The sequence below is a fragment of the Pseudomonas sp. SJZ080 genome, assembly GCF_007828295.1.
GTDB lineage: Bacteria > Pseudomonadota > Gammaproteobacteria > Pseudomonadales > Pseudomonadaceae > Aquipseudomonas > Aquipseudomonas migulae_A.
Genome location: NZ_VIUK01000011.1, coordinates 116,599 through 126,719 on the forward strand (window position 1 = coordinate 116,599; position 10,121 = coordinate 126,719).

A 10,121-nucleotide genomic window follows, 5' to 3' on the forward strand; every position below is an offset into this window, starting at 1 on the left:
ACGACTGTTTCGCAGCCGAACGGGGGCAAGCCCCCTCGCCACAAAAGCCAATTTTCAGAGACCCAGCATGAGACTGTCCCGCTTCTTTATCGACGCCCCCCTGAGCACCGGCGAGCACGAGTTGCCCGAGGCCCAGGCCCATTACATCAGCCGCGTGCTGCGCATGGCCGAGGGCGATGCGTTGCAATTGTTCGACGGCTCGGGCCATGAGTTTCGCGCCACGCTGGTGGAGGTCGGCAAGAAGCGCGTCGTGGTGCAGATCGATGAAAGCTTCGCCGGTCAGGTCGAATCACCGTTGCAGATCCATCTCGGCCAGGGCTTGTCCCGTGGCGAGCGAATGGATTGGGCGATTCAGAAAGCCACGGAACTGGGCGTCACCGAAATCACCCCGATCTTCAGTGACCGCTGCGAAGTCCGTCTGAAGGACGAACGCGCCGACAAACGCCTGCTGCATTGGCGTCAGGTGGCGATCAGCGCGTGCGAGCAATGCGGGCGTTCACGGGTGCCGGTGATTCATCCGCCGCTGTTGTTGGCAGACTGGTTGAAACAGACCGAGGCTGAATTGAAACTGGTCCTGCATCCGGTGGCTGAGCCGTTGGTGAGTCATGCCAAGCCGGCAACGCTGGCGTTCTTGATCGGGCCGGAGGGTGGGTTGTCGGATGCGGAGGTTGATCAGGCCAAGGGCGCTGGTTTCCATGCTGCTCGCCTTGGACCTCGGGTGTTGCGCACAGAGACCGCGCCGGTGGTGGCGTTGGCGGTGGCCCAGCAGCTTTGGGGCGACTTCTAGTACGGCTTCGCCAACAAGCCGGCTCCTACAAGGCATCGTGGTTGCCGCACATATCATGGGCAACACATGACCTGCAGGAGCCGGCTTGCTGGCGATGGCCACAATGCGGTCTACAGGACGTACACCAGAATCGCCACAAAGTGCAGCAAACTCCCCGCGATCACGAACAAATGCCAGATCCCGTGCGCATGCCGCAACCGATGATCCAGGGCAAAGAAAACAATCCCCACGGTGTACAAAATCCCGCCCGACGCCAGCCAGGCGAACCCGGCCGTGCCCAGCGCCGCCAGCAACGGCTTGACCGCCACCAGCACGATCCAGCCCATCACCGCGTAAATCACGATCGACAGGATCCGCGCTTCCGAACGCGGTTTGATCTCTTGCAGGATGCCGATCAACGCCAGCCCCCAGACAATCCCGAACAACGTCCAGCCCCACGGCCCGCGCAAGGTCACCAGGCAAAACGGCGTGTAGCTGCCGGCAATCAACAGGTAGATGGAAAAGTGATCGACCTTCTGCATGATCGCTTTCTTGCGCCCGCGCACACTGTGGTAAACGGTCGATGCGCTGTAGAGCACCATCAACGTGAAACCGTAAATCGCCACGCTGACAATCTTCCACGGGCTGCCGTCCATGCCGGCAATCACCAGCATCCACACCACCCCAACCGTTGCCGCCACCGCCCCGACCAGATGCGTCCAGGCGTTCAATCTTTCCCCGTGATACATGTGTTGCTCACCTCGACATTCGTTACAGCATTGCGCAAGGCTCAGGCTTCAAGCGTAAAAGCGCAATGTTTCAAAGCACACACCCCCTGTAGGAGCCGGCTTGCTGGCGATGGCGGCCTCAAGATCAATGTAAATTTGAGGGCCAATCGCCAGCAAACGGAACGCCGCCCGGCCGCTCCTACAAAGACCTGCGTCACTTTCAGTAATTGGGCACAATCGAGCCATTCGACCAAGAGTCATGCCCATGCTGATCGACGAAGAGTTGACCCTGAAAAAACTCGAGGCGTTCCTGGCCTTCATGCGAACCGGCAACCTGGCCCGGGCGGCCGCCGAGTTGCAGACCAGCAACGTCAGCGTGCACCGCGCCATTCATTCCCTGGAAAGCGCGCTGCGCTGCCCGCTGTTCAAACATGAAGGCCGCAACCTGACGCCGCTGGAAAGCGCGTATGTGCTGGAAGAACGGGCGCAGAAGCTGATCCAGGACGTGGTTGAAACCGTGCGCCTGACCCGCGAAGCCGCCGGTTTCTCCGCGGAGCGCTTCAAGCTGGGCTCGTTGTATTCGCTGACGGTGAAGACCGTGCCGCAACTGATCATGGGCCTGAAACTCCGCCGCAGCGAACTCAACATCGACTTGATCCTCGGTTCGAATTTCGACCTGTTGTACAAGCTCAAGAACATGGAAGTCGACGCGATCCTGGTGTCTTTGGACGACAGCGTGAACGACCCGGATTGCGAGCAGATTGCGTTGTTCTCCGATGACATCTTCCTGGCGACACCGGCGGATTCCAGGTTTGCCCAGCGCACTGAAGTCGATCTGGCCGAAGTCCGCGACGAGACATTCATCACCCTGACCCAAGGCTTCGCCACGCACCAGGATGGCAATCGGGTGTTCAAGCAGGCGGGGTTCGAGCCGAAGGTGGCGATGCAGGTCAACGACATCTTCACCCTGTTGAGCATGGTCAGCTCGGGGGTGGGTTATGCGTTGCTGCCGGGGCGGATTGCAGCGGTGTATGAGAACCGGGTGAAGCTGATCCCGTTGCAGGAAAAGTATCGGTTGCAGCAGTACATTGGGGTGGTGTTTTTGAAAGCCAAGGAGCGTGATCCGAATTTGCTGGCGTTGTTGGCAGAGTGTCGGATGTATGCCAATCGGCAGACTTGAGGTCGCATCGCGGATTTCGCGAGCAAGCCCGCACACAGGAGAATGCATTCCAATGTGTGGGGCTTGTCCGCGAAGGTGTCAGAAAATGTCAGCCCATCAACCCGCGCATGATCAGATACAACAGCGATGGCCCAAGCAAACACCCTAACGCGGTGTAGAACGCCGCCGTCAGGCAACCATACGGCACCAGTTTCGGATCTGTGGCGGCCAAACCGCCGGCCACACCGCTCGAGGTGCCCATCAAACCGCCGAAAATCACCGCACTGCGCGGGTTGTTCAGCCCGATCATCGGTGCCACGAACGGCGTCATCACCATCACCAGAATGGCTTTGATCAACCCCGCCGCAATCGACAGCGCCATGACCTCGGAACTCGCACCAATCGCTGCCCCGGTTACCGGACCGACGATGTACGTCACCGCGCCCGCGCCGATGGTAGTCAAGCTCACCGCATCGGTGTAACCGAACGCCATCGCCACCGCGACACCGGCTATGAACGATGTCCCGACGCCGACGAACAACGCCAGCACCCCGACAAAACCGGCACGCTTGAGCTCATCGACACTGACACCGAACGCCGTGGCGACAATCGCGAAATCACGCAACATGGCGCCGCCCAGCAGGCCGATGCCCGACAACAACGGAATGTCCACCACGCCTTTCTGGCCACCGGTCAGCGCGCCCCCGATATAAGACAACAACAACCCAAGCAGAATGGCGATGGCCGAGCCGTGCAGGCGACCTTTTGTGAATGTATTGGAAATCCAGTAGGACACCCACATGGTCACGCCGACAATCAGAAAGCCGCTGATCAGGCCGTAACCGGTAATTACATTCATCATCGATTCGTACATGGCGATCACCCTACCGTCTTCGGAGGAATGACCGAGGCGGGCTCCTTGTTGCCGATGCGTACCAGCACCGGCACCAAGGCAAAGGCGATAACCACCGCTGCCGTCCCCGCCACAATTGCCATCGGCCCACCCTTGAGTGCGCCATAGACGTTTTGTTGCGCCGCCATCGCGACGACGATCGGGATGTAAATTGCGCTCCAGAACTCCACGCCCTGCTCTGTCTTGCCTTTGAACCAACCACTTTTATTCAGGTAACTGCCGAGGCCGATCAACAGCAGCATCGCAATACCTACACCGCCAACGTTGGCCGGTACGCCAATCAGCTTGCCGAGCAGTTCGCCGACAAAAATACCCACCAGGGTACAAAAGGCGAGAAACGCCACACCATAAATAATCATTGTTGTTGTCCTCAAAGTGCATCGTCGAATGTTGTTTTTGTTGTTCGAAGGCCTGAGTCGGAGGTCTAAAGTTGGCGGCTTCCCTCCTCACGCAACAGCGCCTGCAAGGTATCGAGTCGCGCACCGTCGAAGGCAATGACGGTGCCCTGCTCGAACACCCGGCGCGCCAGCCCGGTCAGCACCGCTCCGGGTGGCAGTTCGATCTGTAGACGTACGCCGCGCTCGTAGGCGCTTTGTACCGTGCCGCGCCAATCCACCACACGGCACATGTTGAAGGCCAGGTCCTCGCGCAAGGCTTCAATGTTAGTGACGGGCCGAGCGCGGCTGCCGCTCAGATAGCCCACTGTCGGGATTTTCAATTGCACGCTGGCGAAGGCTTCTGCCAGGGTTTCAGCGGGCGCGTCCAATAAAGGACAGTGCGACGGCACGCTGACGGCCAGGCGTTTGGTCAGACCGGCACCGCGACCTTTCGCCAATTCGGCAACCGACTTCATTGCAGCATCGCTTCCGGCAATGACCACCTGGTTATCAGCATTGATATTGGCCAGGTAAACCGGCGTATCGGCGCTATGAACCTGCGCCAGCAAACTTTCCACTGTGGACAAATCGAGACCGATGATCGCGGTCATGCCGTAGCCCTGTGGATAAGCCTGCTGCATCAGCTCACCGCGCAGGCTGACCAGATGCAGCGCATCGCTGAAACTCAAGGCACCCGCTACCACCGCTGCCGGGTAGGCGCCGATGGACAATCCCGCCACGTAATCCGGCGCCATTGATAACTGGCGTGAAGCTGCGACGCCGGCAATCAACAGACAAAGCTGAACGGCCCGTGTCGACTTCAATGCCTCGACCGAATCCAGCAGCAACGCGTCTTCGCCAAGCACGTCACTCGCCTCGACTACCGCTTCGCGAGGCAAACGATGGAGCATGCCCGGCTGCTGCGCGCCTTGGCCCGGGAACACCAGCAAGCTGCTCATGCTGCCTGCTCCCACGGATCAATGACCAGGCAAGCTTCACGGGCGTTTTTCAGCAAAACCCGGCGGGCAGGACCGGCCCATTCGCGAAGGGCGATGGCGCCGAAAGGTGTCTGCAGCTGCATGTCTACCTGGCACGCAGCCGTGTCCAGAATCCTCACCAGCGCCTGCGCCTTTAACCGGTCGAGCGGTTGTGGCGCGCGCAGGATCAAGTCGAGGTCGCTGCGCTCATGCAAAGCCTGAAAGCCACTGGCCAATTCAAACCCGGCACTGCCGCTGACACCCCACACCCAACCACAATCATCCAGCATTGGCCGCAGTTGATTGAGGGCGTGAACGGCCGGCACATCCCGATCAATCGAAACATGGCAAAGGTCTTCCGGTTTAACCCGACGCGAGATCACATCGATCGACATCACCGTTGCAAAGCGCTGCTCACGCAGCCGCCCACGCACCCCGACCGCGATGTGATCCGGCGCACTCAGCGCGCGCCGAACCACCACTGGCTGCCCCGCGCTGATCGACTCAGAGACCCATGCAGGCGCATCCACAGGCAACTGCTCCGGGGTCATCCCCCACAGCAGGTCGTGGGCCAGAAACGTATTCACCACTGCGCTCTCAGCAGTTCGCGCACCTTGCTCGATGCTGCGCGATTGCTCGCGCCCAAGCGACTGCTCAAATCGCGGCCGCTTGCGCCAACATCGCCAATCGCCAGGCCCAGGCATTCAGTCACCCGCGCCAGATCCGCTGATGTTGGCTGCTCGATCTGCTCCACCGGCAAGGTTTCCCAAAGCAAACCCAGGCTGGCATAGCTGTCGATGTCATACGCCATCGGTGGCACGCTGGCGGCCAGTGCTTCCAGCTCTTCGACGCTGCGCAACGTCACCCGCGCCGCTGAAGCCTTGCCCATCGCATGCACCATCACGCCGGGATCACGCAGGGCAATCAGGCGATTGGCCTGATACCCGTGCGCCAGAAACGCCCCGGACATCGCCTTGCCCACCAGCAAACCGATCACCGCGTGGCCAGCCAATCGGGCACGGGCATAGCTGTCCGCCGCACCCGCCAAAGCCTGATGAATACCGAGTGCTTCTTCGCGCCGACCGTAGGCCTGACTCGGCACATCGATGATCGCGATCAAGGCGCGCTTGTGCGGTTTATCAACGTCAGCCGTGATCACGTCATCCACCGCCTTGGCCAAGCCCCAGCCCTCAAGCAGACCGACCTCGCCATTGCGGGCGCGGACAAAACGGTTGTCGGGATCAGCCACCACCGCAATGAACCGGACAGGCTGATCACCCAACACACCGTCGGCCACCTTCAACGAAGCGGGCAAACCCTCGACCGGTTTCGCGCCATCGCTCAAGGCGTTGAACCAGCTCAAACCTCTCAGGGAATACGAACTCATGAGCGCTCTCCTTGATACAGTTCGCGAACCGTCGCCGGATCGATTTGCGGTTCGGCATCCAGTCGGGCCAGCCGTTGCAGGAACAGGTCGGCCTGACGACTGCGTTGTTGCGCCGGCAAGCCCTGTTGCAGCAATTCACTGACCTGCTGCTGAATCTGCGCCACGTCGTCAGCGACAAAGCGATCCACCAAACCGCTGGCAAAACGTTGCTCGCCACCGGTCAGGCTCCAGATGAAAGGACGGTCGCGGGAGTCGTACTCCTCAAGCCCGGCTTCCTGTTCGATCACTTGTGGCCCGTTCAGGCCAAGGCGCGCTTCCTGGGTCACCAGCAAATAGCTGCATAACCCGGCGGCGATCGACATCCCGCCAAAACAGCCAACGCTGCCGGCTACTACACCAACAACCGGTTGGTACTGGCGCAGATCGACAATCGCTGCATGAATATCGGCAATCGCCGCCAGCCCGAGGTTGGCTTCCTGCAACCGCACGCCACCGGTTTCCAGCAGCAATACGGCGCGGGTTGGAGTGCCGTTGCGGTTGTCTTCGGCGGCCAGTTCCAGTGCGCCAGCGATCTTCGCCCCACCGACTTCACCGAGGCTGCCACCCTGAAACGCGCCTTCGATGGCGGCAATGACCACCGGCAAACCGCCGATGCTGCCCTTGGCAATCACCACGCCGTCATCGGCTTGCGGCACCACGCCCTGGCGCGACAGCCATGGCGACATGACGCGTTGAAACGGGTCGAGCAATTCGCGGAAGGTGCCGGCGTCAAGCAAGGCTTTTGCCCGTTGCCGGGCGCCGAGTTCGACGAAGCTATGTTTGTGGAGGAGCTGTGCACTGTCAGTCATGGCCGATTTCCTCGAAGCCTTGTTCCAGACGCAAGCGCACCACACCCGGTGTCGCGCCGAAATCGTGGATATCAATGGCCATCGCTGGCGGAGTCTGGCCGTCGAACATCCGCGCAAACAGATGCTGCCAGCGTTGCTCGGCACCATTGACCGAGGTCTGTACCTTGATCGTCAATTTGCCGGCCTGACCTGGTTCGATCAGCACTTCCAGATCGCCAGAACCGACACAGCCCACCAGGGTACGGCCACGTGGCGGCTGCCCGGCGGGGAATTCAAAGGATAAGGTTTCCATCAGAAGGCTCCGGACTCGATGCGGTCGATAAACAGGCAGGCGGCGAGCAAATCCGCTGCACCGCCGGGCGACGCATTCAACGCGATTAATTGTTCGTCCAGCTCGTGCAAACGGCGGCGACCGGCGAGGCTGGCACTGCCGCCAGCGTCGAGGACCGCTTGGGCGCCGAGTTGCATGGTGTGCAAGCCGTGTTCGCCAGCGCGGTAGAGCACGCAGGTGTCAGCCAGGGTCGTCATGATCGCCAGCAAGGCATCGAGCCGGGCGTTCTGCTCGCCATGGCCAACGGCACGGCTGCGCTTGAGTTGTGGCAACGCCCGTTGCACCACTGAAGGAAAGCCCGACTGCGCTTCTTCACGGGCACCGCGGGCGCCGTAGCGTTGGGCGACTTGGGCGCCGTGGCTGAGTGGACGTGGCGCGTAACGGTCTTCGAGTAACGCGAGGCGTGCAGCGCGCAAAGCAATCGAGCCTGCCTCACTGGATTCTGGCTCAAGCGCGCAGGCCGTGACCAAAAGCCCCAAGGCCCAGATCGCCCCGCGATGGGTGTTCACACCACCAGTCGTGGCGAACATCGCTTGCTCCCCTTCTCGCCCCATCCGCCCGATGGCTTCACGCAGCGGCACGCCGACCTCGCCAAACTCAATGGCCGCTTGCGCCATTTCCTTGAACGCCGGCCACAACGACAACGCCGAAGCGTGCATCAGCCCAAGGTGCAAATCGGTATGCGCGCCATTACCGCGACGATCGACCAGCGCCGGTTTCGGCGACAAATCCGCTTCGTCGATCAGCGCGTCCACCGCCAGGTCCGCCAGCCGTTCGGCCAGGGTTAAGGTTTTCGGTTGCAGGTTGAAGGCGTGCATTACCAGCTCCTGAATTTGGCGGGCGGGTTGTAGAGGCCACCGGACCACTCGACCAGATCAGCCACGCTTTTGGCGGCGAGCAATTCGCGGGTGGCGTCGGTGCGACGGATACCGAGGTCTTCGGGCAAGGCAATCAACCCTTCGCGGCGCATGCGTGCGGTGTCTTTCGGGTTGTGACGCAAGCCGATGACGGTCACGCCGGCGACCGCGGCGATCATTGCCTGGCGTTCTTCGAGCGAACGCGCCTTGTACAGATAGGCGATGCCTTCTTCGGTCAGCAGGTGGGTAACGTCGTCGCCGTAGATCATGATCGGCGCCAGCGGCATGCCACTTTTCTTCGCCACTTCAATCGCGTCGAGGGTTTCGACGAAGGTCGGTTTGCCGCCCTCCTGGAAGGTCTCGACCATTTGCACCACGAGTTTTTTGCCGCGTTCAAGCAAGGGCTCCGGCGCGTCGCCGTGGCGCATGTCGAGCCAGGCCGGGGTGCCGTGGCGGCGACCACGCGGGTCGTGGCCCATGTTCGGCGCGCCACCGAAACCGGCCAGGCGTCCGCGGGTCACGGTGGAGGAATGGCTGTCGCCATCGACTTGCAGGGTCGCACCGATGAACAGGTCCACCGCGTATTGCCCGGCCAGTTGGCTGAACATTCGGTTGGAGCGCAGCGAGCCGTCGCGCCCGGTGAAGAACACGTCCGGCCGCGCGGCGATGTAGTTTTCCATGCCCAGTTCGGTGCCGAAGCAATGCACGCTTTCAACCCAGCCGCTTTCGATGGCAGGAATCAGGGTCGGGTGCGGATTGAGCGTCCAGTTGCGGCAGATCTTGCCTTTGAGGCCGAGGGATTCGCCGTAGGTCGGCAGGATCAGTTCGATAGCGGCGGTATTGAAGCCGATGCCGTGGTTCAGCGACTGGACGTTGTGTTTTTCGTAGATCCCGCGGATCGCCATCATCGCCATCAACACGTGCACAGGTTTGATGTGGCGCGGGTCGCGGGTGAACAGCGGTTCGATGTAGAACGGCTTGTCGGCCACCACCACGAAATCGACCCAGGAGGCGGGGATGTCGACGCGTGGCAGGTCAGTGACGTCGTCCACCAACTGATTGACCTGAACAATGACGATGCCGTCGCTGAACGCCGCCGGTTCGATCAGCGCCGGCGTGTCTTCGGTGCTGGGGCCGGTGTAGATGTTGCCGGCGCGGTCGGCCATGAAACCGGCCGAGAGCACGACGTTGGGAATCAGGTCCACCACCAGCCGTGCGTAGAGCTCGATGTAGGTGTGGATCGCGCCGATTTCCAGCAGGCCATCTTCCAGCAACTGGCTGATGCGCAGGCTCTGGGTGCCGGCGAAGGAAAAGTCGAGCTTGCGGGCGATGCCGCGCTCAAACAGGTCCAGGTGTTCGGAACGCCCGACGCTGGGCATGATCATGTGCAGGTCGTGGAGCTTTGTCGGATCGGCTTTTGCCAGTGAGCGGGAAAGGAAATCCGCCTGCTTCTGGTTGTTGCCCTCCAGCACCACACGGTCGCCGGGCAGGATCAACGCTTCGAGCGCCGCCACGATGTTGTCGGTGGGCAGGACCACACCGTCGGCCAGGCCCTTGACCAACTCGAGACGCCGCTGCTTTTCGCTGCGCCGCCGCGTCCATCGCGAGTCGGGGGATATTGTTGTTGTCATGACCACTCCACGGGTTCGCTGTCGTGGGGGTCACCTTAGGAGTGTTGGGTGGGAGCATCAATCAAGCAGAGAGACGGATCGTTACGGTCAGGGTAATGGTTGATTACCCCTGTGGCGAGGGGGCTGCCCCCTCACCACAAGGGCCCG

12 protein-coding genes are annotated in these 10,121 nt (G+C 61.3%); 2 read left to right on the plus strand and 10 right to left on the minus strand.

The annotated features are described in order from the left end of the window. Positions 1-67: 67 nt before the first annotated feature. The gene (locus FBY04_RS16290; RefSeq protein WP_084318550.1) at positions 68-787 is read left to right on the plus strand and encodes a 16S rRNA (uracil(1498)-N(3))-methyltransferase; all 720 of its coding nucleotides are present in this window, start codon (positions 68-70) and stop codon (positions 785-787) included. A 110-nt stretch (positions 788-897) separates the two neighbouring features. On the opposite strand, the gene FBY04_RS16295 is transcribed toward FBY04_RS16290, so the two are convergent. Then, positions 898-1,515, minus strand: coding sequence for a hemolysin III family protein (locus tag FBY04_RS16295; protein WP_084318553.1), 618 nt, complete (start codon positions 1,513-1,515; stop codon positions 898-900). Positions 1,516-1,759: 244 nt separating this feature from the next. On the opposite strand from FBY04_RS16295, the gene FBY04_RS16300 reads away from it, so the two are divergent. Next, positions 1,760-2,674 carry a LysR substrate-binding domain-containing protein gene (locus tag FBY04_RS16300; RefSeq protein ID WP_145315802.1) on the plus strand — a complete coding sequence of 305 codons (915 nt, stop codon included), beginning with the start codon at positions 1,760-1,762 and terminating at the stop codon, positions 2,672-2,674. 88 nt (positions 2,675-2,762) lie between these two features. Here the strand turns inward: FBY04_RS16300 and madM are convergent, their stop codons facing one another. The 9 genes from madM to mdcA form a co-directional block, all read right to left on the minus strand. Continuing rightward, positions 2,763-3,527 carry a malonate transporter subunit MadM gene (madM, locus tag FBY04_RS16305; RefSeq protein ID WP_145315803.1) on the minus strand — a complete coding sequence of 255 codons (765 nt, stop codon included), beginning with the start codon at positions 3,525-3,527 and terminating at the stop codon, positions 2,763-2,765. A 5-nt stretch (positions 3,528-3,532) separates the two neighbouring features. After that, a complete protein-coding gene (madL, locus tag FBY04_RS16310; RefSeq protein WP_145315804.1) occupies positions 3,533-3,925 on the minus strand; it encodes a malonate transporter subunit MadL in 393 nt (130 codons plus the stop codon). 65 nt (positions 3,926-3,990) lie between these two features. Next, complete coding sequence (gene mdcH, locus FBY04_RS16315; RefSeq protein ID WP_145315805.1) at positions 3,991-4,902, minus strand: malonate decarboxylase subunit epsilon; 912 nt, start codon at positions 4,900-4,902, stop codon at positions 3,991-3,993. Beyond that, positions 4,899-5,510, minus strand: a complete 612-nt coding sequence (locus tag FBY04_RS16320) for a malonate decarboxylase holo-ACP synthase (protein ID WP_145315806.1) — start codon at positions 5,508-5,510, stop codon at positions 4,899-4,901. The genes mdcH and FBY04_RS16320 overlap by 4 nt, the downstream gene beginning before the upstream one ends. Then, positions 5,504-6,307 (minus strand): biotin-independent malonate decarboxylase subunit gamma, encoded by an 804-nt coding sequence (gene mdcE, locus FBY04_RS16325; RefSeq protein WP_084322395.1) that lies wholly within the window; start codon positions 6,305-6,307, stop codon positions 5,504-5,506. Before mdcE ends, FBY04_RS16320 begins: the two co-directional genes overlap by 7 nt. After that, positions 6,304-7,155 carry a biotin-independent malonate decarboxylase subunit beta gene (locus FBY04_RS16330; protein WP_084322396.1) on the minus strand — a complete coding sequence of 284 codons (852 nt, stop codon included), beginning with the start codon at positions 7,153-7,155 and terminating at the stop codon, positions 6,304-6,306. Before FBY04_RS16330 ends, mdcE begins: the two co-directional genes overlap by 4 nt. After that, positions 7,148-7,447, minus strand: coding sequence for a malonate decarboxylase subunit delta (locus FBY04_RS16335; protein WP_008026217.1), 300 nt, complete (start codon positions 7,445-7,447; stop codon positions 7,148-7,150). The genes FBY04_RS16330 and FBY04_RS16335 overlap by 8 nt, the downstream gene beginning before the upstream one ends. Then, entirely contained in the window at positions 7,447-8,304 is an 858-nt protein-coding gene (locus FBY04_RS16340; RefSeq protein ID WP_145315807.1) for a triphosphoribosyl-dephospho-CoA synthase, read from the minus strand. The genes FBY04_RS16335 and FBY04_RS16340 overlap by 1 nt, the downstream gene beginning before the upstream one ends. Continuing rightward, positions 8,304-9,974: a malonate decarboxylase subunit alpha gene (gene mdcA, locus FBY04_RS16345; RefSeq protein WP_145315808.1), complete on the minus strand. Its 1,671-nt coding sequence runs from the start codon at positions 9,972-9,974 to the stop codon at positions 8,304-8,306. Before mdcA ends, FBY04_RS16340 begins: the two co-directional genes overlap by 1 nt. Positions 9,975-10,121 lie beyond the last annotated feature (147 nt).

Bases quoted from the DNA above. Each gene is read 5' to 3' on its own strand.
- FBY04_RS16290 (WP_084318550.1), top strand. From the start codon at position 68: ATGAGACTGTCCCGCTTCTTTATCGACGCCCCCCTGAGCACCGGCGAG.
- FBY04_RS16295 (WP_084318553.1), bottom strand. From the start codon at position 1,515: ATGTATCACGGGGAAAGATTGAACGCCTGGACGCATCTGGTCGGGGCG.
- FBY04_RS16300 (WP_145315802.1), top strand. From the start codon at position 1,760: ATGCTGATCGACGAAGAGTTGACCCTGAAAAAACTCGAGGCGTTCCTG.
- madM (WP_145315803.1), bottom strand. From the start codon at position 3,527: ATGTACGAATCGATGATGAATGTAATTACCGGTTACGGCCTGATCAGC.
- madL (WP_145315804.1), bottom strand. From the start codon at position 3,925: ATGATTATTTATGGTGTGGCGTTTCTCGCCTTTTGTACCCTGGTGGGT.
- mdcH (WP_145315805.1), bottom strand. From the start codon at position 4,902: ATGAGCAGCTTGCTGGTGTTCCCGGGCCAAGGCGCGCAGCAGCCGGGC.
- mdcE (WP_084322395.1), bottom strand. From the start codon at position 6,307: ATGAGTTCGTATTCCCTGAGAGGTTTGAGCTGGTTCAACGCCTTGAGC.
- FBY04_RS16330 (WP_084322396.1), bottom strand. From the start codon at position 7,155: ATGACTGACAGTGCACAGCTCCTCCACAAACATAGCTTCGTCGAACTC.
- FBY04_RS16335 (WP_008026217.1), bottom strand. From the start codon at position 7,447: ATGGAAACCTTATCCTTTGAATTCCCCGCCGGGCAGCCGCCACGTGGC.
- FBY04_RS16340 (WP_145315807.1), bottom strand. From the start codon at position 8,304: ATGCACGCCTTCAACCTGCAACCGAAAACCTTAACCCTGGCCGAACGG.
- mdcA (WP_145315808.1), bottom strand. From the start codon at position 9,974: ATGACAACAACAATATCCCCCGACTCGCGATGGACGCGGCGGCGCAGC.